Raw genomic sequence first — 26441 nt, forward strand, 5'->3', positions numbered from 1 at the left:
ATTCGTTATTTTAATTCATGAACCCATTTATTCAACTGGGAATCCGTCATGATATTGTTAATGCCATCTCTGAGTTAGGGTTTGAAAACCCAACGCCAATCCAGGAACAGTCAATTCCGGTATTGTTAACAGGCAGCAACGATTTTGTCGGATTAGCCCAAACCGGGACCGGTAAGACTGCTGCCTTTGGCCTACCATTATTAGAGCTGTTGGATTTTGAAGAAAATCATCCACAGGCACTTGTTTTATGCCCAACACGTGAACTTTGTTTACAGATCACGAACGACATTAAAAATTACTCCAAAAAAATGGACAACGTTCACGTTGTAGCCGTTTATGGCGGAGCAAGCATCATGGATCAGTTACGCCAGATTAAACGCGGCGTACAGATCGTTGTGGCCACTCCGGGCCGTATGCTTGATATCATTAACCGTAAGGCGATAGATTTTTCGAAGGTAAAATTTGTAGTATTGGATGAAGCTGATGAAATGCTCAATATGGGCTTTCAGGAAGACATTGATAATATCTTATCTACCACTCCGGACGAGAAAAAAACCTGGCTGTTTTCGGCCACCATGCCAACTGAAGTTCGCCGTATAGCGAAAAAGTACATGAATGAGCCGTTTGAGCTTACCATGGGCACAAAAAACACCGGCAATGCCAACATTGAGCACGAGTACTATATTGTACGTGCCCGTGATAAGTATGCCGCTTTTAAACGTATTGTTGATTTTAATCCTGATATTTTTGGTATCGTATTTTGCCGTACCAAAATTGAAACTCAGGATATTGCAGAAGCCCTGATAAAAGATGGTTACAATGCCGATTCTTTACATGGCGACCTGTCCCAACAACAACGCGATAAGGTGATGAAACGTTACCGCGAGCGCAGCCTGCAATTGTTAATTGCTACTGATGTTGCCGCACGTGGTATTGATGTTAATGATGTAACACACGTTATTAACTACTCGTTACCTGATGAGGTTGAAAACTACACCCACCGTAGCGGCCGTACAGCCCGTGCAGGTAAAACAGGTGTATCTATCAGCATCATCAACGCCAAAGAATTAGGTAAAATACGCCAGATTGAGCGCACCCTGGGTAAACGCTTTGTTAAAGCCGAAATACCAACCGGGTTTGATGTTTGCGAAAAACAATTATTCTCTATTGTTCACAAAGTACATAACGTACAGGTTAATGAGCAACAAATTGAGCAATACATCCCGCGTATTATGGACGAGTTTAAGGACATGAGCAAAGAAGAGTTTATAAAACGCTTTGCATCAATTGAATTTAACCGTTTCCTTGATTATTACAAAAACGCACCAGACCTTAACGCAAGCGTTGAGGAAGGCGGCCGCAGAGACAGAGACGATCGCGGTGACCGTGGCGAGCGTGGTGCACCAAGCGGACCATCTGCTTACACTCGTTTATTTATAAACTTAGGTTCTGTTGATGAATTTAACCGCGGCGACCTGCTGGGTTACATTTGCAACACATCAAAAATTAGCGGCCGTAGTGTTGGTAAAATAGATGTTAAAGGTGTTTATTCTTTCTTCGAAGTTCCTAACGAGGATGTAGAAAAAGTGAGCGCCGGCTTTAAGGATGCCGAATACAAAGGTCGCCCTGTAAGGATAGAAGTATCCGGAGAAGGTACCAGCGACCGTCGTGAAAGCGGTGGTGGTTACCGTGGTGGCGAGCGTCGCGAAGGCGGTGGCGGTTACCGTGGTGGCGAACGCAGAGAAGGCGGCGGTTACCGTGGTGGCGAAAGAAGCAACTCAGGCGGCGGTGACCGTCGTAGTGGTGGCTTCCGTGATTTCTCGGGCAAACCCCGCGAAGATCGCCCGGAACGTAAAAGAAGATTTTAAAGTTAGTATCAAGTAGTAAGTATCAAGTAGCAAGTAGCAAGACAATTGAAAACGATTTGAAGTTGTTTTGTTACTTGATCTTAGTATCAAGTAGTAAGTAGCAAGTAGCAAGACAATAGAAAACAAATTGAAGCTGTCTTGATACTTGATACTAAATACTTACTACTGAATAAAAGATAGTTTTCATGGGCTTCCGTGGTAAGGGAGCGAGTTTTAGTTTAGTTTTGTTAACAAAGCCTTCAATGCCGCCAGCATGAGGGCTTTTGTTTTATGTAAGCCCCCCGTTTCACCTTTCACCTTTCACCTTTTCAATCACCTACCTTGCAAACTCAACCATATCCGAATCGGGATAAAACAGCGTAAGCTTGTGGTCGTCCAGGTTTTTGATCAGGAATTTAGTATAGGGGCGGCTACCCTGGTACGATGTAAAAATGGTATCCTTCAGCACAAAATAATCTTCGGTAACCGGCTGGCCGTCGTCGGTAGTAAAACCTTTTTCTGTAATCTCCAGCTTGGTTGCTCCATCCTTTGATTTCCACTTACCTATCAGCTTTTTGTTAACCGGGTTACTTGCTCCCTGGTTGCTGTTACAGGCAAACGAAAACAACAGGAGGGCGCAAATGGTGCACACAAATGTTAATTGATATTTCTTCATGACAGGTAGTTTGAACTAAAACCCTTACAGGCACCGTTAAGATACAATTTTTTACTGAACAGGCTTATCAATCATCTGAGATTTTTTGATGTACACCCGGTGGCCTTTTTTGTTAATGTAGTAATAATGAGCGTTTTTATCAATATAAACATTATGGTTGCCGGGCGCAACCTTGCCTTCATACTTTTTATCAACTATCCGCGATTCGCCGTTGGCCGCAATTTCAGATGTTTTGTTGCCAACTTTTTTAGCGGTCACTGTGGTTTTGTGCACAACTTTTTTTGAAGTTGTACTTATCTTATCGCCAAGTGTGGTGTCTTTATGGGTTTGTGCAAAGGCCGGGGCTATCATAAATGTACCTGCAGCAAACATTGCAATTTTGAATAGATTTTTCATGGTATGTAAAATTGAGTTAGTGTTGTATCAACTAACTCAATTTTTCTGCCAAATTCCTCATTTCGACCACAGGCGAGCGTTTTTGATACAAAATAGCATAAACGGCATCGCAAATGGGCATATTTACCTTGTACTGCTTGTTAACCTGCTGTAGGCAATTTACTGCATAATACCCTTCGGCTATCATATTCATTTCCAGTTGGGCCGATGTAACCGTGTACCCCTTCCCTATCATATTACCAAAAGTACGGTTACGGCTAAACTGCGAGTAAGCGGTAACCAGCAAATCGCCCAGGTAGGCCGATTCTTTAATATCCCGGTTAATGGGGTGCACTACATCAACAAACCTTTCCAGCTCACGTATCGCGTTTGATATCAGCACCGACTGGAAATTATCACCATAGCCTATCCCATGGCAAATACCACCGGCAATAGCATATACGTTTTTTAGCACAGCCCCCCATTCGGTACCATAAATATCATCAGATACGTTGGTTTTAATATAACGGGTGTTAATCAGGCCTGCAAACTCCGTGGCCAAAGCTGCGTCGCCCGATGCAATGGTAAGGTAGGACAGTTTTTCTAACGCGACCTCTTCGGCGTGGCAGGGCCCGCTTATCACTATAAAATCCTCAAAGGGGATATGATATTTTTGGTTTAAAAACTCGCCGATAATTAAATTCTCGTCGGGCACTATACCCTTTATAGCCGATACAACTTTTTTACCGGCCAAATCTGCGGGGCTAATGCCCGTTAGCGCTTCTTTTAAAAAAGCAGCCGGTACATTTAGCAACACAATATCAGCTGCCTGTATTAATGATTTTAAATCTGTTGATATATTTTCTTTAGGTAACTTAATTTCAACCGAACTTAAATAGTAAGGGTTATGGCCAAACTTATGCAAATGATCTACAGCCTGCGCATTCCGCATCCACCAAAAAACCTCTTTTTCTGTAGTATTATCAACCAACATCTTCACATTGGCTGTAGCCCAGCTTCCGCCGCCAACAACGGTTATCTTTTTCTTATACATTTAATAAACTAAAGTAGTAATGCCCGGTTTAGGTTTTAATGATGGGCAAATTAAGTAATTTTTATTTATATAAGGGGAAAGGCTAAAGGGGAAAGGTGAAAGGTAAAAGGTGAAAGGTGAAAGGCCAAAGGTGAAAGGTGAAGGATAGAAAAAGGTGAAGGGTGAGCGGTGATGAAAGGTGAATGGCAAAGTATTTTTGAATAAGGGTTAAAGATAAAGGACTTTTAAAATGATAAACTAAATTGGTTAAGTTTGTTTATAAGCTCGTAGCTGGAAAGCGCTGTCGTCCTGAGTTGTAAAATCCGGGGATTCTGAAGGGGAAATGACATACAAAAATAAAAGACTGTCATCCTGAGGCACGAAGGATCTATTCGCGAACTTTTCTATCGGTCATGCACAGCTGATAGATCCTTCGTTCCTCAGGATGACAGGAAATTGAATATGCCATAAGTAGGAACGAAGGATCTGTTGGCCAACATGCATCACCGCCCGAAAAGTGGCGAACAGATGCTTCGTTCCTCAGCATAACAGGGGTATTAAACTTTATTTTTTATCTATGAACCCATCAGCCAGGAAAACATTTAACGAGGCCTTTACCGATGCCAAATACCAGGAGTTTTTAACAAAGCTGAATGATGGCTTGCACAATCCTGTGCAATTCCGTGTGGCCGAGACGCCTGTTTTTTTGACTGCAGATTTTCGCGACAGGTTGATTGCCGCCGGTAACGATATTGTAGGCACTATCCTCCGGCCCGATTTTAAGGAACTTACCGAACGGGCAATCCCCGATAAATGGCGTGTTGCCAATGAAAACGATCACCCTCACTTTATAGCGCTCGATTTTGGCGTATGCAAGGATGAAGATGGCAATATTGTGCCCAAGCTGATAGAAATGCAAGGCTTTCCATCCTTATACGGGTTCCAGGTTTTATTGGGCGATGTTTATGCGGATGTTTTTGATATTGCCGCTGATGAAACTACTTATTTTAATGGAATGAACAGGGACGGCTATATTGACCTGCTCAGGAAAACAATTATTGGCGATTGCAACCCAGGCGAAGTGGTTTTAATGGATGTAAATGCCCCCGAACAAAAAACGGCGGTCGATTTTTATCTTACCGAAAAACACCTTGGCGTGCCGGTAGTTTCGTTAACCGACCTGATACAGGAAGGCAACCAGTTGTTTTACAAATCAAACGGCGAAAAAAAATTGATCAAACGTATTTATAACCGTTTGATTTTTGATGAAATTGACAACGATCCGGAAATTTTTGAAAAGGTTGTTGATATCAGGAAACCCTTTGAGGTAGAGTGGATAACCCATCCCAATTGGTTTTACCGCATCAGTAAATTTACGATGCCTTTTTTAAGCGGCGATTACATCCCCAAAACACAGTTTTTGCACCGGATAGATTACCTGCCGGCCGACCTGGAAAACTACGTATTAAAACCCTTGTTTTCTTTTGCCGGCCAGGGCGTAATCATCGATGTTACATTGGATGACATCCGCAGCATTAAAGAGCCCGAAAACTGGATATTACAGCAAAAAGTTAATTATGAACCTGTTGTACAATCGCCCAACGGCGGCGTTAAAGCCGAAATAAGGCTCTTGTATTTATGGCCAAACGGCGATGAAAAACCTACATTGGCCATAAACCTGGCCCGCTTAAGCCGCGGGAAAATGATTGGCGTACGATATAATAAAGATTTTGACTGGGTTGGCGGAACAATTGCCTTTATGCCGCGTTAAACTATATACTATCAACAGCGTTTGTACGTATATATTAAAAATTAAGTATTTTTGCACCATGAACATCCAGGTAATTTTAGTTATTGTTCTTTTTGCCGCCGCTATTTTTTACATTGGCCGTATGCTATATAAAAGCCTTACGGCAAAAAAAAGCTGTGGTGGCAATTGCAAATGCGGCGTTGATTTTTCGGGCATCGAACCTGGCAAAACAAACAAATAACCTGCAACATCCATTCATCATATCTTCATTTGTTACCTATACTTTTAACCAGAAGTAATCTCACTTAATGTCTTCAAATAAGCAAATTTTTCAGGCAGATTCACCAGGCAGATGGAACCGCTTTAAATGGCTTAGCCGTATACTGCTTGTATTTTTGGTAATAGGTATTATTGCTGTAATAGTTACCATTAAATCAACCTATTACCCCAGCCTGCCAAGCCTTGACCTGGCGCCAAAAAAAATGTCGAAGGAGGAGCTTGCACAAATCAAGCGATCAACCAAATACCGGTCGTTCAAAATACAGAAAGGCGAAATTGAGGCCCTTGAACGTGCAAAACGGCAACATCAACGCAAACATCCCAACAATAAAGACCGCCTGAACGTTGCCTTTTACCGGCCATGGGAGCCGCAGGCCTACTATTCGTTACTGGATAACATGCCAAAGCTGGATATGGTGGTAAGTGAAGGTTTTTCTATCCTTCCGGGTGTTGATACGGTAATTACCAAAGTTGATACCGGGCTCATCAATGTCAATAAAAAATACAACAGGCCCATTGTACTCACGCTATCAAACTACGTAAATAAAAACAACCAGGAAGGTGGTTACGATAGCTATGATGTTGAACGCATTTTTAAAAGCCCTGCTTTGCGTACCGGCTTTATCAACAGCATCGCAAACGCGCTTACAAAATATAAGTTTAAAGGCATCAACGTCGATCTGGACGAAATTAAAGACCGCAACAGCAAAACTTATATAGCTTTTCAAACCGAGCTTTATAAAACGTTAAAGGCTAAGGGTTTCCTGGTTACGCAAAACGTAGTACCCGAAGACGAGGCCTATGATATTGTGAGACTGCAGCATGTTAACGATTTCCTGTTCATTATGGCCATTGACGAGCATAATGAATTGAGCAATCCCGGCGACTTATCAAACCAGCACTGGGTTGAGCAGATACTGGATGAGGTGTGCAGCAAAGTACCCAGCGAAAAAATTATATTAACCTTTGCAGGCGGCGCCTATGACTGGCGCGAAACCAGCATCGGCAAATCTATAGGTTATCAGCAGGCTATCAGTACCGCCGAAGAAAACCAAAGCAAGATCACGTTTGATCCGGCTTCGGCCAATTCTCATTTCACCTATATGGATAAGGATAGCCTTGACCATACCATTTATTTTGCCGACGCTGCTACCAACTTTAACGTCATCCGCATGGCCGATGACTGGGCAACCGGCGGCGTGGCCTTGTGGCGGATGGGTACCGAAGACCCAAGACTATGGTCGTTCTTCCAGAAAAACCTGTCTATTGATTCGCTGCGTAAAACGGGCGTCGACCTGAAAAAGTTGACCTCAGTAGGTTTAAACAACCGTAAAAACGTTGAATATGATGGCGATGGTGAGGTGCTCGACCTGATAACAACACCACAAACCGGAGAAATTACGGTAAGGCTGGATACCATCAGTTATAATATAACCTATCAGCAATATAAAAAGCTACCCACCAAATACATGATCCGTAAGTATGGGTACAAGCCAAAAAAAGTTGTTTTAACCTTTGATGATGGCCCCGACCCGGATTTTACCCCGCGCATTCTTGATATCCTTAAAAAAGAAAAAGTGCCGGCCTCTTTCTTCGTGGTGGGCTCCATGGCCGAAAAAAATATAGCCATTCTCAGGCGCATTTATGAGGAAGGTTATGAAATTGGAAACCACACGTTTTTTCACCCGGATATATCAACCGTAAGCCTGCAGCGCGTGGTGCTGGAATTAAATGCCACCCGCAAAATCATCGAATCGGTTACGGGCCGCAGTACCATATTGTTCCGCCCGCCGTTTAACGCCGATGCTGAACCCGAAACGCTTGCCGAAGTTATCCCTGTTGCCGAAAGCCGCAGGCAAAGCTACATCACTATTGGCGAATCTATCGACCCGTGGGACTGGCAGCCCGGTGTAACAGCCGATAGCATTGTAGCCCGTACCATAAGGCAGGCAGGCAACGGATCGATGATATTGCTGCACGATGCCGGCGGCGATACCCGCGAAGAGACGGTAAAGGCATTGCCCGCCATTATTCATTACTTTAAAACGCATGGCTACGAGTTTACCACCATTGCCGATGTGCTCGACAAAACCAAGGATGACCTGATGCCCGTTGTAAAAGACGACCATACGGGCATTTTTGGCCCTTTGTATGATGTTGCGGTGCATGCCTATTATTATTTCAACTGGTTTTTGATATATGTGTTTTTATCGGCTATATTCCTGGCCATTGGCCGTATTGTTTTGATTGCTATACTGGCGGTAAGGCAAAACAGCGAGAACAAAAAAACGGTAAAACTGCGCGGCGATAATTTGCCGCTGCCCCCGGTAAGTATTATTGTACCGGCCTATAACGAAGAGATAAATGCGGTTGCCACCATACAAAGTTTATTAAAAACCGAATACCCCGTTTTTGAAATTATTTTTGTTGACGACGGATCAAAGGATAAAACGTTTGAAGTAGTATCTGCCGCTTATGAAGGCCATCCGCTGGTTAAAATATTCACCAAGCCCAACGGCGGTAAAGCATCGGCCCTAAACTTTGGTATAACCCATGCCACCAGCGATTTTGTAGTTTGTATTGATGCAGATACACAACTAAAAAACGATGCCATTTATCATTTGATGAGCTACTTTACCGATGAGGAAATTGGCGCTGTGGCAGGTACCGTAAAAGTTGGAAACGAAACTAATATTATTACCCGCTGGCAATCAATAGAATACATTACCGCCCAAAACATGGATCGCCGCGCTTTTGATTTGATCAACAGCATCACTGTTGTACCGGGGGCTATCGGGGCATTCCGCAAATCGGCCATTTTCCGTGCCGGGGGCTTTACTTATGATACCCTGGCCGAGGATTGCGATTTAACCATGCGCATCCTTAAACAGGGCTATATTGTAAGAAATTGTGCCGAGGCTATTGCTTATACCGAAGCGCCGGAAACCATTAACATGCTGCTTAAACAACGTTTCCGCTGGAGTTTTGGGGTTATCCAAAGCTTTTGGAAAAACCGCGACGCGCTTTTTAACAAAAAATATAAATTCTTCGGGATGGTGGGCATGCCCAATATCCTCATCTTCCAGATTATATTACCACTGTTCTCTCCGCTGGCAGATTTGATGATGATTTTTGCCCTTTTTGGCGAGAAGCCGGAGAAAATGCTCATTTATTATCTCGCTTTTGTTGTTATCGATTTTATAGTGGGCATCATAGCCTTCCGTATGGAAAAAGAAGATTACAGGAAGCTTGTCTACATCATACCGCAACGTTTCCTGTGGAGGCAGCTGATGTATTATGTATTGTTTAAATCGATGCGTAAAGCCTTAAAAGGCGAACTGAGCGGATGGGGCGTATTAAAGCGGACCGGGAATGTAAATGTTAAAGGCAACCAAAAGAGTAACCCCATAATATACATTATTGTGAGCGTGCTGATAATTGCCGCAATTGTATTCTGGCTGGTAAAAAAGTGGTATATGTAAGGTAAAGTGCGATAGCCAATGCCTCATAGCAATGGGCTGCTTTATAAGCCAGACTTGCGAAGTTTCAAAAACTTCGCAAGTCTTTTTTGAGATTTTCCAATGATCCTGCTTTAAAGACGATTTTCCTGCTGCCTCAACAACTTTTCAAAGTCCTCTTGTTCAAGAGTGGCGCCAAAGCTGTGATTTTCAAAAAACTTAAATCCATCTACAATCGCATTTGCAAACCCAGCGCTTTCAATTAAACATTTAGTCATGGTGGCGTTTGTCAGGTTTGCACCTTCTAAATCTATTTCTTTTATGTTACACTGAATAAATTGAGCGTTAGTTAAGTTACTATTGCGAAAGTCTACCCATAAAAAGCAATTCTCAAAAACAATGCCTGTAAAATCCTGATTGGCAAATCCATCTTCACACTCAAAATCAAGTTTTGAAAAGTATCTATTGCCATCTTTATAAGATTGTAAAAAGTCAGATACCGTCATAAGCTAATTTAATCCCGTTCAATCAAACAAACCGCGTAGGCAACAACCCCTTCCTGTCGGCCTATAAAGCCCAGTTGCTCATTAGTGGTAGCTTTGATAGAGATATCATCCTCGCTGATAGATGCCGCTTTAGCTATATGAACCTTCATAGCCGGGATGTGCGGGTTTATCTTTGGCGCTTCAAGGCACACCATAGCATCAATGTTGCCAATGCTAAAGCCTTTCTCTTTTATCAATTCCACAACGTGCTGAAGCAGGATGAGGCTGCTGATGCCTTTCCAACGATTGTCGGTGTTAGAGAAATGAAAACCAATATCGCGCATGTTAGCAGCACCAAGCAAGGCGTCGCAAATGGCATGTAAAAGTACATCGGCATCTGAGTGCCCGTAAGCGCCTGAATGGTGCTCTAAATTAACCCCGCCTAAAACAAATGGGTGCTGCTCACGCAACTGGTGAACGTCAAAACCAAACCCTACTTTAATTTTACCCATTATTATTTTGACACATTGGAAGTACCGCCAAAACTTGCCGACAAACTAAAACGCAAGGTATTGGCCAAAGGACTATTTTGCTGGCTGGCTGCCAGGTATGAGAAATCGAACTTAAAAATATCATATTTAACGCCGAAACCGAGGGTTACATAACGCCTGTCGCTTTTGCTTGGGTTTTCATATAAATAACCTGCCCTTATAGCAAATTGGTTGTTATACCAGTACTCGGCGCCGGGCGACAGGCTGATTTCTTTCATCTCCTCACTAAAACCACCGGGAGCATCGCCAAATGACTGAAAAATACCCGATGGTACCGATACATCATCATTTTTACCGCTTATAATTGTGCCGTTGGCATCTTTTATAGGAGGTGTAGGCGCTAGCAACTTGTTGATGTCAAAAGCAACTGTTATCTGGTTATTTTCGTCAAGGTTCCAGGTATTGGCAGCGCCTAACTTTAAATTGGCAGGTAAAAAATACTTAGGGCCATTGGTAGTGTAGCTAATTTTTGTGCCGATGTTGGATATGTTGGCGCCAAAAGCAAACAAGTTATCATCGCCATAGGTCGATTTATAAAACATCGATATGTCCGCAGCCAAAGCATTGCCCGCCCTGCCTGTTTGGGTTGACCCAGCTGTAGCAAACGACACACTGGAAATGCTTGAATGAATATAGCGGGCGGTTAAGCCTAATGAAAAATTCTCGCCAAACTTACGTGCAAAGCTAACATCGAGCGAAAATTCATTGGGCGTATAGGTACCCTGGCTATTTGAAAAATCATCATTTAATTGCAGCGATCCGTAGTTAAAATAACGCAATGAGGCACCCAGCGTATTACGATCATCTATTTTATGGGCATAACTCAGGTACGACAAACTAATATCGGGCACCAGGTGCCTTAACCATGGAGAATATGACAGCGAAAGGGCATCGTTACTTTCAACAAAAGCAAGCTTCGAGGGGTTCCAGAAATTGGCGTTAACATCCGGCGAAATAGCAACACCGGCCTCGCCCATGGCGCCCGAACGCGAATCGGGCGTAATGTTTAAAAAAGGCACTTCAACGCGCGATCCCCTGTACGTGCTTCCATCAGTACTGGTTTGCGCCACAACAGCAAATGGCAGTAAATACAATGATAAGAAGGCTATATTCCGAAATGTAAAAAACTTCATTGGGTGCAATTTAGCTTTATTATTTTAATTGATAAATATACGCTCATAATTTACATCCGATTTTTTTGAGGGACATTTTGTTGCAAGCGGCTTAAAAAAAACAAAACATTGCAACCAACGTTGTACCATTTTCGTTAAAAGCATCAATAATTGTTTGATTTATTTAGAAGAAGATGCATTTGCGTTAGCATTATACTCATTTTTTTCTAAATTTACGTCATTAATATAATTGAAAAATTATGAAAATACTTTTTACTAAAACTGCTTTAGCCCTTGCGGCTGCATGTGCATTGGTAAGCAGCTGTAGTAAACCATCGGTATCGCAAAAAACCGGTTTAGTTTATAATAACAAAAATAACGGTGGTTATGAACGTTACAGGCAAACACACCCGGCACCAGGCCCCGGCCTTGTACCTATTGAAGGTGGTACCTTTGTAATGGGCGGCAGCGCCGATCAGGATGTTACTTATGATTATAACAATGTACGCCGCAGGGTAACAGTGCCGTCATTTTATATGGACGAAACAGAGGTTGCCAACCAGGATTGGCTGGATTATCTGCATTGGTTAAGCATTACCTTCCCGCAAGACCGCGAGCTTTATTATAATGCGTTACCCGATACATTGGTTTGGCGCAAACCGTTATCATATAACGACCCTTACGTAGATAATTATCTGCGTCACCCCGCATTTCAGGATTACCCGGTTGTAGGCGTTAGCTGGGACCAGGCGCAAGATTATTGTGCATGGCGTACCGACCGCACCAACGAAAACATTTTGCGTGAAACCGGACGTATGGTAACCTGGAAAGATCAAAACGCGAAAGGCAAAAACGCCGGCGCTACAGCAGCCGGAGCCTCGCAGCCTTTTAATACCGATATATACCTGAACGGCCAGATGAAGGGCGCCGGCATCGACGGTAAAAAAATGATGCCTAACTTAAGCCCTAACGCTGCGGCAGGAACCGGAAAAAATGCAAAGCCTGTAAGGCCGGTGCGTATGGAAGATGGTATATTAAAGCAAGCTTACCGTTTACCATCAGAGGCCGAGTGGGAATATGCTGCTTTGGCGCTGGCAGGCAACACTCAATTTGAAAATATTGACGACGGCAAAATGTATTCATGGAATGGCATGGGCGTTCGTTCGGCAAAGAGCAAAACCCGTGGCTTAATTTTAGCCAACTTTAAAAGAGGCGCCGGCGATAACATGGGTGTGGGTGGCTATCTGAATGATAAAGCCGACATAACCGCCCCTGTGCGTACCTATCCACCAAATGATTTTGGCCTTTACCAAATGTCGGGCAACGTAAACGAGTGGGTACAGGATACCTACCGCCAAACATCTTTTGAGGAGTTTGAAGACTTTAACCCTTTCCGCGGTAACCAATACAGCAACAAACGCCTGGCCGATCCATCTAAAGGCTTATACGCCAAAGACAAATATGGCAAGCCTATTAAAGATCCTGCCAAGTCAAACAAAAAAATGAAATATGCCGATTACCTGGCATTACAGCAAGGCCAGGATCCGAATACTGTTAACAGTGCACCGGCACAGGGTACACCTGCCAACGGCGCGCCAGCAACTCCGGGAGCCCAGCCAAACGCGGCGGCTCCTAATACTACCGTTAGCTCATTGGTTAAAGATTCCGGCAAAAAATACGATCCTGATTTCAGGGGCGAAAAGGATACGGTAAACACAGCCCTGTATGGTAACACATCATTGGTAAACGATCATTCGAAAGTTTATAAAGGTGGCTCATGGAATGACCTTGCCTATTGGATGAACCCCGCAACCCGCCGCTTTATGGACGAGGAGGAATCAAGTGCCGAAGTTGGCTTCCGTTGCGCAATGACCTTAGTAGGCGCTCCCGAAGTTTACCCTAACGGCAAGCCACACTATCCGGTTAAAAAAGCAAAGCCATTTAAGGCTAAATAAAAATACCCAATTTTAAACTTAAGTATCAAGGCCGTTCAATTTGAATGGCCTTGTTTGTTGTGGCAAATCGCCGTCGTAATTACCCACAAATAAAATAACGCACATATCACTTACAGCAGAAACTTTCCTCCACCGGATACTATTCCCTATATGGGAGGTAATTACCTTCTGCCTTCTCCCATATAAAAATCAGTATGACAACGTTACAGTACAATTTATTACGTACAATAAAAGCCCCGATAGCATGAAACTGTCGGGGCTTTTAAAACTATATGTTGATTTAAGTTAATAACCTTCGTTTTGCGTAAGGTTTGAGTTTGCATCCATTTCACGTTTTGGTATCGGGAATACCAATTTTGGCGAGTTCCATACAAATGCATCTACGTGGTTACCGTCACCATCAATTGAATAGGTGGTTTCTTTGTAGCGCTTTAAATCGCCGAGACGCTGGCCTTCAAACGGAAGCTCAACACGGCGTTCCTGTTTAACCGCGGCAAGCAAACCAGCAGCTGTTATTGCCGTAGTATTGCCCAACAATGCACGGTGCCTTATAACGTTAATGTCGGCTGCTGCACCAATTAAATCCGGCACTGTCTTCCGTATCCGCGCTTCGGCCCTTATCAGGTAAATTTCGGCCAGGCGAATAGTTACTACGTTACCAAAAGCATTATTAAACTTTGATGTGAAAGAATCATCTGTAAATTCATTTGCCCTATCATCACCTGCTTCATACCGGTCAAAATGCTGCTGGTTGATGTAGGTTTCTTCCCGGCCAGCAAAAGCCGATGACGCGTATACCTCGTTAAGCGCATTAAAACCGGATTGGTTTGATATCTGAATTGCAAAAATATCCTCGGACGTGTTAAACACACGGGTTGCCTGTTCTTTTACCTGAAATTCATCGGTAAAATGTTCAACAAGTGCATAGTCACCGCTTGAAATAATCTTGGTAGCTTCTGTTTCTGCCAGTGCATAATTTTCTTGTGTTAGATAAATTCTTGCTAAAACTGCAGATGCGGCAGCCGAACTTGCGTAGGTTGACTTTGAAGGAAGATTTGCTTCCGCTATTTTAAGATCGGATATTGCCTGTGCATAAATTTCGGCCACAGTATTGCGTTTAACCTTCTGAATACCCGCAATAGTTGTAGTTGGCGTTAATATCAATGGTACAGCCAGGTTTGTTGTTGGCGATCCATCATTCCAGGCCTTTCCAAATACACGCGCCAAATCAAAATAAGTCATGCCACGCAGAAATTTAGCCTCCCCTTCAACTTTGCTCTTTTTAGCAGTCACAACCAGGTTTAAATTGGCTAATACGGTATTACATACACCTATTGTATTATATCCACTGTCCCATACGCCTTCAACAAAAAAATTATTAATAGTTATCGCTTTATTATTTAATTCGGTATAATCAGAGAATGTACCAAAATAAGAGAAGTCTCCATCATCTGCTAAAAAATCTGTAGACGATTGTAATCTTCCACCATATAAGCCTCTTAAACCGGCCGCGGTATAAGCGCCTACAAGTACACCTTCAACGTCTTTTGAGGTTTTTAAAGCCAAATTCGCTTCAACAGAATTTTGTGGCTCAATATCCAACTGCTTTTGACAGCCGGAGTTATACAACATTGCTATTGTACCTAATGCTATAATTGAATATTTTATTTTTTTCATCTTCTTCAGCTTAAATTAAAATCCCACGTTTATTCCAAAAGTTATTGTTTTAGCTTGCGGAGCTGCATAAAAATCGTAGTTCTGGGTAATATTACCAGAAAATGCATCTGAATTCAGTTCCGGATCCCAACCTTTATATTTGGTCCAGGTGGCTAAGTTTGTAGCCTGCGCATACACCCTTAAGCTGCGCAATTTTATTTTCTCAAGAAGAGCCTTAGGGAAGTTGTAGCCTAAAACAATATTTTTCAAGCGGAGATACGATCCATCACTCAAATATCTTGAACTTGGCGACACCCCATTACCGCCAAAAAGCCGTGCTTCTGGCACCATGGTGATATCACCTGGCTTTTTCCAGGACTGAAGCTGATCAATCGTTTGGTTATCTGCGCCATTGTTAAAGCCAACAGACATATACTGGCCGCCTCCATTATAAATTTTGTCACCATTAACCTCCTGTAATAAAAAGCTAAACTCAATCCCTTTATAAGTAACTGTATTATTTAAACCAGCGATAAATTTAGGGTTAGGATCGCCTACAACAACAGGTGTTGCCTCATTGTAATCATTAGTGGTAGCCCTGTCGCGCTTACCGTCACCAAGGTCAGTATTTTTGTAATAAAGGGCATCGCCGTTAGCCGGGTCAGCACCTGCAAATTCTACCGTGTAAAATATCCCAAGCGGCTGGCCTTCAACGGCGCGGTTCACCGCATCTCCGCTACCGGTAATAACCTGCCCTTTCAAATCGGTAATCTTATTGCGATTTAAAGAAAAATTAAAACCTGTTGACCAGGTAACTTCTTTACCTACAATATTTTTAGAATCGATCTGCATTTCGAACCCTTTATTTTGCAGCTTACCTAAGTTTTGAGTGATTGTTGTATAGCCCGACGTTGCCGGTACTTGTACGTTTAATAACAGATCTTTTGTTTTCTTGAGGTAAACATCAAACTGTCCAGATAAACGGCCATTGAAAAAACCTATATCCAAGCCGATGTCTGATTGTGCTGTAGTTTCCCATTTCAAATCAGGATTAGGTAATTGCGTTGGCCTCGCACCAGCTACCCCGGCATAGCCAAATTCGGTAAACAAACCACGTGACGGAAAATTACCAATTTCAGAGTTACCGGTTAAACCGTAGCTGGCCCTGATTTTCAACTCAGATACCAATTGCTGTTTTTTCATAAACTCCTCTTGTGAAACAACCCAACCTACTGACGCCGCCGGGAAGAAACCGTAACGATGATTGGCTCCAAACCGTGATGAACCATCAATACGACCACTTAAAGACAACAGATACTTCTCATCATATTTATAGTTTGCCCTTGCGAAGTATGAAAGTAGTGAGTAAGCTGTTGATGACGACGATGCCCCGGTAATATCTGCCGAACTAATCAGTTTTTTATAGGCGTCACTTGGAAATTGATCACCACTGATAGAATTAAGATCGTTTTGTTGACGCTGGTAAGTCATACCGCCCACTGCATTGATATTACTTTTGCCAATGTCTTTTATAAACTGCAAAAAGTTATTGGTATTAAAATTCACCGATGTTACAGATGAGTTAAACCCTAGTCCATTTCCGGTACCGGAGTTACGTAAAGTTAAGCTACCCGCATAACTATCCTCACTTGAATTCAATATATCAACACCAACTTCCGAGCGAAAATTTAGTGATGGTAGCAACTTAACTTGCGCAAATACGTTACCAAGGTTTCTATAATCCACCGTGTTAAAATATGCGTTTTCGGCGTTGATTAACGGATTGAAATAAACAGGAAAGTTAGTGTTAGGTAAACCTGTCGCGTTATCCAACGCGCCACTCGGTAAACCTGTACGTGGATCTATAACGGGGGTTATTGGCGAAAGCGCCACAACTTGCTCAGGAGTCGAAAACTGGTTGTCATTTGACAAGCGATAGTTTTTAGTACGCGATACACTTAAATTAGCTCCCACTTCTAACCACTTATTGGCCTGGTTGCTAACATTTGTGCGTAAACTATACTGATTAATGGCGTTACCTATCAGGAAACCCTTTTGGTTATTATAAGTGCCCGAAATGTAAAATTTTGTTTTCTCGGTACCACCGGCTAAAACAAGATTATAGTTTTGAACCGGTGCATGCTGGGTAATTTCTTTTTGCCAATCGGTATTTACCTTATAGGTTTTATAATCATCACTTCCAGCTGCATACCTTTTTAGTCTTGCTTCAACAGATGTGGTAGAATAGCCGCCAGCTGCCCCTGCCAATCTTAGCAAAGTAACATATTGTTCGGAATTTAAAAACTCACGATCATTGGTTGGTTTGCTAAAACCGTAATATTGGTTATAAGTTATTTTGGTATCACCGGCTTTACCCTTTTTCGTAGTCACCAAAACCACGCCATTTGAAGCCCTCGAACCATATATAGCAGCGGCTGACGCGTCTTTTAATATGTCGATAGACTCTATATCATTCTGATTCAAATCTACCAAGGGATTAGTTGATGCGCCGTTGGTCGAAAAGTCATCAACAGTAATAGGCAACCCATCAACAACGTACAACGGCTGGCTACCTGCGGACACCGAAGATGCACCACGTACACGCACCTGAATGCCTTGCCCCAGCTTACCATTCTGCGCTTGGATGTAAACACCCGGGGTACGGCCTTGAATGGCAGACTCTAAACTTGGTACAGGTATATTTTCAATATCAGCACCCTTGATTTTAGATACTGATCCCGTCAACGATGCCCTGCTTTGCGTACCATAGCCTACCACTACAACCTCGTTAAGTTGCTTAGAATCAACGGACAGACTAGCGTTTATTACCGGGCCGCTTATTGTGATTTCAATAGGCGTATAACCAATAAACTTAAAAACTAAAACGTTTGCGGTGGCTGGTACGGAAAGCTTGAAAGTTCCGCCTACGTCTGTTTGAGTGCCAACACCAGCCGCCCCTTTCACGGTTACGCTTACCCCAGGTAAGGGCGAACCATCCTTTTGATCTGTTACTTTACCTGTAATAACCCGGTTTTGCGCAAACACGAATGAAATGCAGGAAAATAACAACAAAATTGTTAGTAGATTTTTCTTCATAGAGTTAAAATGTTAATTAAAAAAAGGTAAGTTATTAACAAAAAGGCAATAAAACAATTAAAGCAATTAACATTGCCTGCGTTTTTTACAAAATCAATACAAAAATTAACGTGAAGAATAAATGAATTTTAAAACTCAATTAAAATCTGGCCTTTCTCTACTTTATCTCCGCTCTTTATCCTGATTTTTTTAATTGTTACATCAGCCGGGCATTTGATAATGTTCTCCATCTTCATGGCCTCAAGTATAAAAAGATTGTCGCCTTTTTTTACTTCATCGCCTTCTGTTACCAATACCCTGAGTACAAGCCCCGGCATTGGCGCTTTAATTTCGCTTAGCGCAGTGCTGTTTAGGCTGCCAAGGCCAAGTTTATCAAGCAAAATGTCAAACTGATCTTTTGCTTTAATAGTGTAGATATTATTGTTTACTTTAATTTGCGCAGTTTTATCGGCGCTGTTAAAATACACCACATCGGCGTTATAGGAATAATCGCCTTCAATAATGTGATAAATGCCCCCGCCGATATGTTTGATATCGGCCACAGTGTTTTTATCATTAATAAGCAGGCTTTCGCCACTTCTTACTGCATCAAAATCATACTTGTCGTTTATTTTTATTTGATACATTGTGGTGCGGGGTTTGAGTTGCCAGGGTCGTGTGTTTTTTATCTGATAATAATCTAAAGTTAAATAAATATCAGCATTGCGGGTAATGCCAAAATAAAATTGTTGCCGCAAAAAAATGGGTGCAAACCGCAAACTTAACCTGCTAATAAAAAACTACTGCGTAAAAACATACTGCACCATATTGGCGCCCATTTTAAGGGCTTTTATCCGGGTTTCCTGGGTATCGCCGGCATAGGTGCCATAATCTTCCCAGCCGTTGCCCAAATCGCACTCATAGTCGTAAAAGCATACCAGCCTGCCTTTATATATTAATCCAAAACCCTGCGCACGGGTGCCATCGTGCTCGTGTATTTTGGGCAAGCCATTAGGGAAACTATATTTTTGGTGATAGATGGGATGATTAAGCGGCAGTTCAACAAATTCAAGTTCGGGAAAAACCTTTTTCATTTGCGGGCGGATAAATTTATCCAATCCGTAGTTATCGTCGATATGCAAAAAACCGCCTCCGGTGAGGTATTTGCGCAGGTTGCGGGCTTCCTGGTCGCTAAAAATTACGTTGCCATGCCCCGTCATAAAAACAAATGGATAGTTAAATATCGATGCGCTGCCAACCTCAACAACCTCATCATCGGTATCAAAATTAGTTTTCAGGTTTTGGTTGCAAAATTTTGCCAGGTTAGTTAAAGCTGTGCGGTCGCCATACCAATCGCCCCCGCCGGCGTACTTAAGCCGCGCCATTTTGTATGATGGCGCACTGAAGCCACACATTACAACAAATGCAATAAAAGCTATAATGGTATAAGTGAGTTTCTTCATAGCCGGTTTAAAAAATTAACCTCGAAGCAGGCCTCCAATGCGGCGGTTTCGGTACGTAGCCTGGCCTCACCCAAAGTTATGGGTTTAAAGCCGTTTTCCAAAGCCAGCCCTATTTCGGCAGGGCTAAAATCTCCTTCCGGGCCTATCAATATTAAATAACGGCCTTGCAGGCTTATTTCTTTACGCAGGTCAAATTTCTCTCCCGGTTCACAATGTGCAATAAACTTTTGTCCATCAAAAGGTTGGGTTAACAACTGATTAAGCTTAACAGCATCATTTAATACAGGATGGTAAGCCTTAAGCGATTGTTTGATGGCGGCCGTAATGATCTTGTTGAGCCTGTCAATCTTGGCCTCCTTACGCTCCGATCGTTGGGTGATGATAAGCGAAATCTCGTCGATGCCAATTTCTGTGGCTTTTTCTAAAAACCACTCCAGGCGTTCGATATTTTTGGTAGGCGCTACTGCTATGTGGAGGTAATGGTTCCGTTTATTAAACTCAGGGGTAACAGAAGTAATATTAAGAATGGTACGTTTAGGATGCGCATCATGAATAACCGCATTATAAAACCCTCCGCGCCCGTCAATCAGCTGAACCTCATCGCCGGCCTCCAGCCTCAAAACACGGATAGCGTGCTTACTTTCTTCTTCACTAAGAAAATATTGGGGATGCGAGGGGGCAATATCAGGAGTATAAAAAAGATGCATTGGCTAAGCAGATTAATGTAAATCTACTGCATCTTCTTCATTTATCAGCAATTCGAGCTTAACAGATTCAATATTCTGATCTGATTTGCGTAGCACGGTGATATTATAGCCATTTGATTCTTTTTGCTCGCCAACGTCGGGAATTTTACCAAAGATGTGGCCCAGCCAGCCACTTACGGTATCAAAATCGCCGTCTTCGGGCAGGTCATGGGGCAGGTGTTCGTTCACATCATATATGGGTGCAAGCGCGTTTACAATAAACTCGCGCTCGTTTACTTTTTCTACTATTGGTTTTTCCTCATCGTATTCATCCTGTATCTCGCCTACCAATTCCTCAACAATATCCTCCAGGGTAACCATCCCTGCCGTTCCGCCAAACTCATCCAGCACTATGGCTATCTGGATACGTTTTTGTTGCAGCTCGGCCATCAGATCATTAATCTTTTTGGTTTCGGGGATAAAGTATGGTTTGCGGATTATATTTTTCAATACAATTTCCTCGTTCCGGGCCAGTAGCGGCAAAATATCTTTGGCGTGTACAATGCCTACAATTTTATCTATAACATCGTCATAAACGGGCATCCGCGAATAACCCTCATCAATGATCATATCCAGCAACTCCTGCCTGGTTGAACTGATGTCTACACCCGAAATTTTGGTACGCGGCACCATGATGTTTTTAACCACACGTTCGTTAAAATCAAAAACGTTCTGAATCAGCTCATGCTCGTTTGAATCCAGCGCGCCCGACTCTTTACCTTGTTCCAACAAGTATTGTAATTCTTCAGAACTGTGGTGTGCCTCGCCGCCCTCTAAGGTACTGATACCTAAAAGCCTTAAAATAAAATTGGCAAAGCCGTTTAATACCCATATCAAAGGCTTAAAAAACACAAAGAAAAACCTAAGCGGCAAAGAAATCGCCAGCACCGTGCGAACCGATTTTTGAATGGCGATAGATTTGGGAGCAAGCTCACCAAATACAATATGCAATACAGTGATAAAAGTAAAGGCCAATATATGACTGGCGGTGATAAAGCCACCCGACAGCGTTATGCCTACAGCTAAAAATGCCCTGATAACAATATTGGTGGCAACTTCTTCGCCCACTACACCAAGCGCCAGTGAGGCAATAGTAATACCCAACTGCGTAGCAGCCAGGTACCCATCAAGGTTATGCAATATCCCGCGTGCAACTTTTGCTACTCCGCTGCCCGATTTTGCTTTAATTTCAATTTGTGAACCCCGTACCCTCACCATGGCAAATTCCGCGGCTACAAAAAAACCGTTGAGCAAAACCAAAAATACGGTTGCAATTAAGTAAAAGGTGCTTATTTCGTAATGCCCGGGGTCCATCTAATATTTATTGGGTTACAGGAAAAGTAGACTTATACAATTCCAAACTCTCTTTTATTACTTTATGCGCATATCGTACGCCTAATAAATGTTCGATAGTTACGTTTTTGCCTTCCAGTTTTTTATAATCTTTAAAGAAACGTACAATCTCGGTCATGGCGTGTGGTGGCAGTTCATTCAGGTCGTTAATATAATTAACCGACATATCATTTTTTGCTACCGCGATTATTTTGTCGTCCTGTTCACCATTGTCAACCATGTGCATCACACCAACTACTTTTGCTTCTATTATCGACATCGGGAAAACATCAATGGAACACAGTACCAATATATCCAACGGATCTTTGTCGTCGCAATAAGTTTGCGGGATAAAACCGTAGTTAGCAGGGTACATTACCGATGAAAACAACACGCGGTCTAACTTCAATAAACCAGAATCTTTATCAATTTCATATTTGGCTTTTGAGCCTTTAGGTATTTCAATTATCGCGTTAACAATTTCGGGCATGTTATCACCGGGAGAAACCTGGTGCCAGGGATGTTGTGTACTCATTTGGTATTTGTGGTATATTTATTATGTAATATTTTCTTCTTTATTCTCTGCAATTTTCTTCCGGATGTAAGCAACAACAAGTGGTATGGTAGTAATTATTACCAGCCCCAATACCACATACTCCATGTAATCCTTTAACTGCGGGAATTTTTTTCCTAAAAAAAAGCCGCCCAACGTAAAGGTGCATACCCAGGCTACGCAGCCAATAAGGTTGTATAAAGCAAACTTTTTAAGATTAACTTTAACAACACCTGCAAATATAGGGGCAAATGTCCTAACAATAGGGAAAAATCTGCCTAAAATCAAGGCCATGCCGCCATATTTATTATAAAAATCGCTGGCCAGTATCACATACCGCTTTTTAAAAAACAGCGAGTCGTTTTTGTTAAATAGTACAGGCCCCGTTCGGTAACCAAACCAATAACCCGTAAAATTTCCTAATATGCCTGCTGCAATGAGCGATAACACCAATGTAGATATATTTACATCAACCTTGCCTGCCGAACACAGCAAGCCTGCCATAAAAAGCAAATAGTCTCCTGGTAAAAAAAAACCAAAAAACAACCCGGTTTCAGCAAAAACAACAACAAGCAGGAAATAAAAACCTCCCCTGCTTATGATGGATTGAGCGTCCGTTAAATTTTGAAGGTAATCCCAAAAACTTTCCATTCACTATATCTGTAAAACTACAAATATTATATCAATTTGCAGTACCCAGTTGTTATTAAATGAAATAGGAGATAAAATCAGGGTAAACGCCGATGACGATAGTTACTAATGCCGAGATGGCAAAAACAATTTTATAGTAGGCCGGCACCACCAGTTCGGCCCTATCTGCCGACCGGAAATACATGGCCACAATAACCCTGAAGTAGTAAAAAATGCTGATGATTGCGTTTACAACAGCTATAATAACCAGCCAGAACTGGTATTTGGCCAGCGCCCCCGAAAACATGAAAAACTTACCTATAAAGCCGGCAGTAAGCGGGATGCCTGCCAATGAAAGCATTGCAACAGTAAGCACCAACGCCAGGAAAGGGTTCTTTTTTGCCAGGCCGTTAAAACTTTCAAAATTGTCGCTGCCACTCTGTTGCTGAACCAGGATAAGGGCGCCAAAAGCTACTATTGAAGAAACTGAATAGGCAGTTGCATAAATAAATACCGAATTGGCCGAACTTGCACCTAAAGCTACAATTGCAAAAAGCAGGTACCCGGCATGCGAAATACTTGAAAAAGCAAGCATCCGTTTAAAGCTTTGCTGATACAATGCGGTGATGTTGCCAATAAACAGTGTTGCTATAGTGATAACCAGTAAAATTGGCGTCCAAAAATCAGACAATGGCGCAAAGCATACCGAGAATAGGCGCAGAAATGCTGCAAAACCAGCTGTTTTTACTACTGTAGACATGAAAGCTGTTATCAGCGTTGGCGAACCTTCATATACATCCGGCGTCCAGAAATGGAAAGGAGCGGCGCCTACTTTAAAGCAAAGGCCTACAATAATGAGCCCGATACCGGTATAAAACATAGGATCGGCGTGTGGATGCGCAACAACCCAATCATTAATAACCTCCAGGCTAAACGAACCGGTTGTTCCATAAAGCAGGGTGATACCAAACAATAAGAAACCTGTTGAGAACGCCCCCATCAGGAAATATTTTAATGCCGCCTCGTTTGATGCAAAATCGCTTTTCTTAATACCTGCCAGGATATACAAACTTACCGACATGATTTCGATACCGATAAACATCATGGTTAGGTTGTAATAGGAAACCATTACTATAATTCCTGTTAATGAAAACAGGATAATGGCGTAATACTCGGCCACGTGGTTGCTTATCTTCTCAAAATAACCGGCTGATAACAGCAGAATTAAAATGGTTGTTATAATAGCTATAGATGAAAATACAACAGAAAAGTTATTGAACATCATCATACCATGAAAAGTAGGCATTGCGGTATCGGGCCGTTTGTACTCAGCAACAGCGCAAGCCAAAGCAGCAAGCAAGCCAATCACGGTAACAGGTAATAATGCCTTTGAAGCCTTGTACAAGCCAAGGTACAACAACACTATTGGTAAAACAGATATGATGATTAAAGTAGTCATGTTTTTATAAATCCTAAAACCTAAATTCTAAACTCTAAATAGAACCCTTAAAGCTTCGTTAAAATTCAAAAACCCGGGTTAGCTGTTAATTAGTATTCTTTATTTTTTCAAGCATTGCTCCAAAGATTTTTGTCAATTCCATCGTTTCCTGAATTAACATATCCCTGGAGTTTGCCAGTTGTTGTTCATTTATATCTATTAGTCTGAGCCATAAACGACTCTCTTTTGCCTCTTTTCTACAGATCTTTATCCCGTGCGAAAAATCGTTCCTGCTAAAGCTTTCGTTAGCTTCTATAAAATTCGCCGCTACCGAACCTGACGATCTTACAAGTTGCTTGTAGTATTCAACATTATGTATATTTTTCTCTATCTTCTTTAAAAACTCTTTACAATTATTGGCGAAATCAAATGTTCTATCTTCCAGATTAAACTTTTTAGCGTTGTTATCTCCGGTTTCCATCTACTTCATTCAATATTTTGTTCTTTTCTTTTTAGAGTTTAGAAATTAGAATTTAGAGTTTATATTAAAAGCTTGGTTTTGTATTTAAAGTATTTATCAAATTAGTAACAGCCGCTTCGGATATATGCAAAATAGGCTGCGGGTATACGCCAATAACGATTATCAATATGCAAATAACACCAAGCACCAATTGCTCAGATCCGCTGATGTCTTTAAAATTAGTGGTTAACTCATTGGTTTCGCCCTGCATTACATTTTTATACATGCGTAACATATAAACCGCGCCAAAAATAATCGTAGTACCGGCAATAACAGCCAGCGCTATGTTCATGTAATGAAACGCGCTATACTGAAAAACACCATCTAACAGTAAAAACTCACCCACAAAACCGTTGGTTAACGGCAAGCCTACTGTCCCTAATACAATAATTAAAAACGCTATCGAAAATTTGGGGGCCACTTTGGCAATACCACCAAGATTGCCTATTTCGCGGGTGTTTAAACGGGTGCTGATGATATCCCAGATAAAAAACATACCTACAACATTAATACCGTGGTTGAGCATCTGCACCATAGCCCCTTGTACGCCCTGCTGGCTCCATGTAAATATGCCTGCGGCAATTAACCCAACGTGGGCAATAGATGAGTAAGCAACCAAACGCTTGCCATCAGTTTGTTTAAAAGCGATAATGGAGGCGTAAACAATACCTATAACTGCCAATGTAGTTATTATGGCCTGCCAGTGGTCGAGACCTGCCGGCGCATTGGGGATCATCCAGCGGATAGCGCCATAAACACCCATCTTAAGCATAATGCCCGAAAGCATCATGGTACCGCCGGTAGGGGCCTCGGTATACGTATCAGGTTGCCAGGTGTGGAACGGGAATACCGGCATTTTAATGGCAAACGCCAAAAAGAATGCTAAAAATACCCATGATTGCTGCGTAGCACCCAGCTTTAAAGCGTAAAAGCTATGAATATTAAACGTGCTATCCGGAGATTGCAGATACAGATAGATAATAGCTATCAGCATAAATAACGAACCGGCAAACGTGTAGATAAAAAACTTAAGCGTAATACGGATGCGGTTTTCGCCTCCCCAAAGGGCACATATAAAGTAGATGGGGATCAACGCTGCTTCCCATCCAACATAAAATAAAAAGCCGTCTAAAGCAGTAAATACAACCAGTAAACCGGCTTGCATAAACAATATCAACGCGTAAAACGCACCCGAATTTTGTTGATCGCGCTTAAACGTGGTAAGTATGATTAAGGGGACAAGCAAGGTGGTAAGCAACACCATAATCATGCTGATTCCATCGATACCGGCGCTGAAATAAATATGGAATTTTTTGATCCATAGCATATCAACACCAAACTGAGTTGTTGCATCGGGCACAAACTTGCTCAAAAACAAGCCCGCCACGGCCAGCTCGGCTATTGCAAAAAATAAAGCGGCATATTTGGCGGTGTTACCTTTTAAAAAGGCGACAATAACTGCGGCAATTACCGGTAAAAAAATTAATATACTAACGGTCATTTTATG

22 protein-coding genes are annotated in these 26441 nt (G+C 42.2%); 5 read left to right on the forward strand and 17 right to left on the reverse strand.

Translation table 11 applies throughout. The features are described 5' to 3' along the window. The first annotated feature begins 17 nt into the window (after nucleotides 1–17). Entirely contained in the window at nucleotides 18–1868 is a 1851-nt protein-coding gene (locus AC1DXF_RS03905; RefSeq protein ID WP_477446320.1) for a DEAD/DEAH box helicase, read from the forward strand. Nucleotides 1869–2184: 316 nt separating this feature from the next. Here AC1DXF_RS03905 and AC1DXF_RS03910 read toward each other — a convergent pair whose 3' ends face one another. From AC1DXF_RS03910 to AC1DXF_RS03920, 3 genes are read right to left on the reverse strand one after another with little or no spacing between them, the layout of a single operon-like run. Beyond that, a complete protein-coding gene (locus tag AC1DXF_RS03910) occupies nucleotides 2185–2523 on the reverse strand; it encodes a hypothetical protein (RefSeq protein WP_477446322.1) in 339 nt (112 codons plus the stop codon). A gap of 51 nt (nucleotides 2524–2574) precedes the next feature. After that, a complete protein-coding gene (locus AC1DXF_RS03915; RefSeq protein ID WP_477446324.1) occupies nucleotides 2575–2919 on the reverse strand; it encodes a hypothetical protein in 345 nt (114 codons plus the stop codon). 31 nt (nucleotides 2920–2950) lie between these two features. Continuing rightward, entirely contained in the window at nucleotides 2951–3952 is a 1002-nt protein-coding gene (locus AC1DXF_RS03920; RefSeq protein WP_477446326.1) for an NAD(P)H-dependent glycerol-3-phosphate dehydrogenase, read from the reverse strand. Nucleotides 3953–4508: 556 nt separating this feature from the next. Here AC1DXF_RS03920 and AC1DXF_RS03925 point away from each other — a divergent pair. From AC1DXF_RS03925 to AC1DXF_RS03935, 3 genes are all read left to right on the forward strand, one after another. Continuing rightward, nucleotides 4509–5702 carry a hypothetical protein gene (locus AC1DXF_RS03925; RefSeq protein ID WP_477446328.1) on the forward strand — a complete coding sequence of 398 codons (1194 nt, stop codon included), beginning with the start codon at nucleotides 4509–4511 and terminating at the stop codon, nucleotides 5700–5702. Nucleotides 5703–5760: 58 nt separating this feature from the next. After that, nucleotides 5761–5922, forward strand: coding sequence for a FeoB-associated Cys-rich membrane protein (locus AC1DXF_RS03930; RefSeq protein ID WP_477446330.1), 162 nt, complete (start codon nucleotides 5761–5763; stop codon nucleotides 5920–5922). 67 nt (nucleotides 5923–5989) lie between these two features. Next, the gene (locus AC1DXF_RS03935) at nucleotides 5990–9442 is read left to right on the forward strand and encodes a trifunctional glycoside hydrolase family 18/polysaccharide deacetylase/glycosyltransferase family 2 protein (protein WP_477446332.1); all 3453 of its coding nucleotides are present in this window, start codon (nucleotides 5990–5992) and stop codon (nucleotides 9440–9442) included. Between the two features lie 110 nt (nucleotides 9443–9552). Here the strand turns inward: AC1DXF_RS03935 and AC1DXF_RS03940 are convergent, their stop codons facing one another. From AC1DXF_RS03940 to porV, 3 genes are read right to left on the reverse strand one after another with little or no spacing between them, the layout of a single operon-like run. Next, nucleotides 9553–9924, reverse strand: coding sequence for a pentapeptide repeat-containing protein (locus AC1DXF_RS03940; protein WP_477446334.1), 372 nt, complete (start codon nucleotides 9922–9924; stop codon nucleotides 9553–9555). An 8-nt stretch (nucleotides 9925–9932) separates the two neighbouring features. Then, complete coding sequence (gene ispF, locus AC1DXF_RS03945) at nucleotides 9933–10415, reverse strand: 2-C-methyl-D-erythritol 2,4-cyclodiphosphate synthase (protein ID WP_477446336.1); 483 nt, start codon at nucleotides 10413–10415, stop codon at nucleotides 9933–9935. A gap of 2 nt (nucleotides 10416–10417) precedes the next feature. Then, on the reverse strand, nucleotides 10418–11587 hold the full coding sequence (gene porV / locus AC1DXF_RS03950; protein ID WP_477446338.1) for a type IX secretion system outer membrane channel protein PorV: 1170 nt from the start codon (nucleotides 11585–11587) through the stop codon (nucleotides 10418–10420). Nucleotides 11588–11826: 239 nt separating this feature from the next. Between porV and AC1DXF_RS03955 the strand changes: the two genes are divergently transcribed. Further along, nucleotides 11827–13521 carry an SUMF1/EgtB/PvdO family nonheme iron enzyme gene (locus AC1DXF_RS03955; protein WP_477446340.1) on the forward strand — a complete coding sequence of 565 codons (1695 nt, stop codon included), beginning with the start codon at nucleotides 11827–11829 and terminating at the stop codon, nucleotides 13519–13521. 285 nt (nucleotides 13522–13806) lie between these two features. Here the strand turns inward: AC1DXF_RS03955 and AC1DXF_RS03960 are convergent, their stop codons facing one another. The 11 genes from AC1DXF_RS03960 to AC1DXF_RS04010 form a co-directional block, all read right to left on the reverse strand. Continuing rightward, entirely contained in the window at nucleotides 13807–15198 is a 1392-nt protein-coding gene (locus AC1DXF_RS03960; RefSeq protein ID WP_477446342.1) for a RagB/SusD family nutrient uptake outer membrane protein, read from the reverse strand. 15 nt (nucleotides 15199–15213) lie between these two features. Continuing rightward, nucleotides 15214–18273, reverse strand: a complete 3060-nt coding sequence (locus AC1DXF_RS03965; RefSeq protein ID WP_477446345.1) for a SusC/RagA family TonB-linked outer membrane protein — start codon at nucleotides 18271–18273, stop codon at nucleotides 15214–15216. Between the two features lie 128 nt (nucleotides 18274–18401). Further along, the gene (locus tag AC1DXF_RS03970; protein WP_477446347.1) at nucleotides 18402–18899 is read right to left on the reverse strand and encodes an acyl-CoA carboxylase biotin carboxyl carrier protein subunit; all 498 of its coding nucleotides are present in this window, start codon (nucleotides 18897–18899) and stop codon (nucleotides 18402–18404) included. A 153-nt stretch (nucleotides 18900–19052) separates the two neighbouring features. Next, nucleotides 19053–19715 (reverse strand): DUF4159 domain-containing protein, encoded by a 663-nt coding sequence (locus tag AC1DXF_RS03975; protein ID WP_477446349.1) that lies wholly within the window; start codon nucleotides 19713–19715, stop codon nucleotides 19053–19055. Continuing rightward, complete coding sequence (locus AC1DXF_RS03980) at nucleotides 19712–20422, reverse strand: 16S rRNA (uracil(1498)-N(3))-methyltransferase (RefSeq protein ID WP_477446351.1); 711 nt, start codon at nucleotides 20420–20422, stop codon at nucleotides 19712–19714. The genes AC1DXF_RS03975 and AC1DXF_RS03980 overlap by 4 nt, the downstream gene beginning before the upstream one ends. A 12-nt stretch (nucleotides 20423–20434) precedes the next feature. Further along, nucleotides 20435–21775 carry a hemolysin family protein gene (locus AC1DXF_RS03985; RefSeq protein ID WP_477446353.1) on the reverse strand — a complete coding sequence of 447 codons (1341 nt, stop codon included), beginning with the start codon at nucleotides 21773–21775 and terminating at the stop codon, nucleotides 20435–20437. Nucleotides 21776–21782: 7 nt separating this feature from the next. Further along, complete coding sequence (locus AC1DXF_RS03990; protein WP_477446355.1) at nucleotides 21783–22328, reverse strand: inorganic diphosphatase; 546 nt, start codon at nucleotides 22326–22328, stop codon at nucleotides 21783–21785. Nucleotides 22329–22349: 21 nt separating this feature from the next. Continuing rightward, a complete protein-coding gene (locus AC1DXF_RS03995) occupies nucleotides 22350–22997 on the reverse strand; it encodes a DedA family protein (protein ID WP_477446357.1) in 648 nt (215 codons plus the stop codon). Nucleotides 22998–23052: 55 nt separating this feature from the next. Further along, complete coding sequence (locus AC1DXF_RS04000; protein ID WP_477446359.1) at nucleotides 23053–24435, reverse strand: NADH-quinone oxidoreductase subunit N; 1383 nt, start codon at nucleotides 24433–24435, stop codon at nucleotides 23053–23055. An 85-nt stretch (nucleotides 24436–24520) separates the two neighbouring features. Next, on the reverse strand, nucleotides 24521–24895 hold the full coding sequence (locus tag AC1DXF_RS04005) for a four helix bundle protein (protein WP_477446361.1): 375 nt from the start codon (nucleotides 24893–24895) through the stop codon (nucleotides 24521–24523). A 64-nt stretch (nucleotides 24896–24959) separates the two neighbouring features. After that, on the reverse strand, nucleotides 24960–26435 hold the full coding sequence (locus AC1DXF_RS04010) for a complex I subunit 4 family protein (protein ID WP_477446363.1): 1476 nt from the start codon (nucleotides 26433–26435) through the stop codon (nucleotides 24960–24962). Nucleotides 26436–26441: the final 6 nt, after the last annotated feature.

This window comes from Mucilaginibacter sp. P2_A5 (genome assembly GCF_056404995.1).

Bases quoted from the DNA above. Each gene is read 5' to 3' on its own strand.
- AC1DXF_RS03905 (WP_477446320.1), top strand. From the start codon at position 18: ATGAACCCATTTATTCAACTGGGAATCCGTCATGATATTGTTAATGCC.
- AC1DXF_RS03910 (WP_477446322.1), bottom strand. From the start codon at position 2,523: ATGAAGAAATATCAATTAACATTTGTGTGCACCATTTGCGCCCTCCTG.
- AC1DXF_RS03915 (WP_477446324.1), bottom strand. From the start codon at position 2,919: ATGAAAAATCTATTCAAAATTGCAATGTTTGCTGCAGGTACATTTATG.
- AC1DXF_RS03920 (WP_477446326.1), bottom strand. From the start codon at position 3,952: ATGTATAAGAAAAAGATAACCGTTGTTGGCGGCGGAAGCTGGGCTACA.
- AC1DXF_RS03925 (WP_477446328.1), top strand. From the start codon at position 4,509: ATGAACCCATCAGCCAGGAAAACATTTAACGAGGCCTTTACCGATGCC.
- AC1DXF_RS03930 (WP_477446330.1), top strand. From the start codon at position 5,761: ATGAACATCCAGGTAATTTTAGTTATTGTTCTTTTTGCCGCCGCTATT.
- AC1DXF_RS03935 (WP_477446332.1), top strand. From the start codon at position 5,990: ATGTCTTCAAATAAGCAAATTTTTCAGGCAGATTCACCAGGCAGATGG.
- AC1DXF_RS03940 (WP_477446334.1), bottom strand. From the start codon at position 9,924: ATGACGGTATCTGACTTTTTACAATCTTATAAAGATGGCAATAGATAC.
- ispF (WP_477446336.1), bottom strand. From the start codon at position 10,415: ATGGGTAAAATTAAAGTAGGGTTTGGTTTTGACGTTCACCAGTTGCGT.
- porV (WP_477446338.1), bottom strand. From the start codon at position 11,587: ATGAAGTTTTTTACATTTCGGAATATAGCCTTCTTATCATTGTATTTA.
- AC1DXF_RS03955 (WP_477446340.1), top strand. From the start codon at position 11,827: ATGAAAATACTTTTTACTAAAACTGCTTTAGCCCTTGCGGCTGCATGT.
- AC1DXF_RS03960 (WP_477446342.1), bottom strand. From the start codon at position 15,198: ATGAAAAAAATAAAATATTCAATTATAGCATTAGGTACAATAGCAATG.
- AC1DXF_RS03965 (WP_477446345.1), bottom strand. From the start codon at position 18,273: ATGAAGAAAAATCTACTAACAATTTTGTTGTTATTTTCCTGCATTTCA.
- AC1DXF_RS03970 (WP_477446347.1), bottom strand. From the start codon at position 18,899: ATGTATCAAATAAAAATAAACGACAAGTATGATTTTGATGCAGTAAGA.
- AC1DXF_RS03975 (WP_477446349.1), bottom strand. From the start codon at position 19,715: ATGAAGAAACTCACTTATACCATTATAGCTTTTATTGCATTTGTTGTA.
- AC1DXF_RS03980 (WP_477446351.1), bottom strand. From the start codon at position 20,422: ATGCATCTTTTTTATACTCCTGATATTGCCCCCTCGCATCCCCAATAT.
- AC1DXF_RS03985 (WP_477446353.1), bottom strand. From the start codon at position 21,775: ATGGACCCCGGGCATTACGAAATAAGCACCTTTTACTTAATTGCAACC.
- AC1DXF_RS03990 (WP_477446355.1), bottom strand. From the start codon at position 22,328: ATGAGTACACAACATCCCTGGCACCAGGTTTCTCCCGGTGATAACATG.
- AC1DXF_RS03995 (WP_477446357.1), bottom strand. From the start codon at position 22,997: ATGGAAAGTTTTTGGGATTACCTTCAAAATTTAACGGACGCTCAATCC.
- AC1DXF_RS04000 (WP_477446359.1), bottom strand. From the start codon at position 24,435: ATGACTACTTTAATCATCATATCTGTTTTACCAATAGTGTTGTTGTAC.
- AC1DXF_RS04005 (WP_477446361.1), bottom strand. From the start codon at position 24,895: ATGGAAACCGGAGATAACAACGCTAAAAAGTTTAATCTGGAAGATAGA.
- AC1DXF_RS04010 (WP_477446363.1), bottom strand. From the start codon at position 26,435: ATGACCGTTAGTATATTAATTTTTTTACCGGTAATTGCCGCAGTTATT.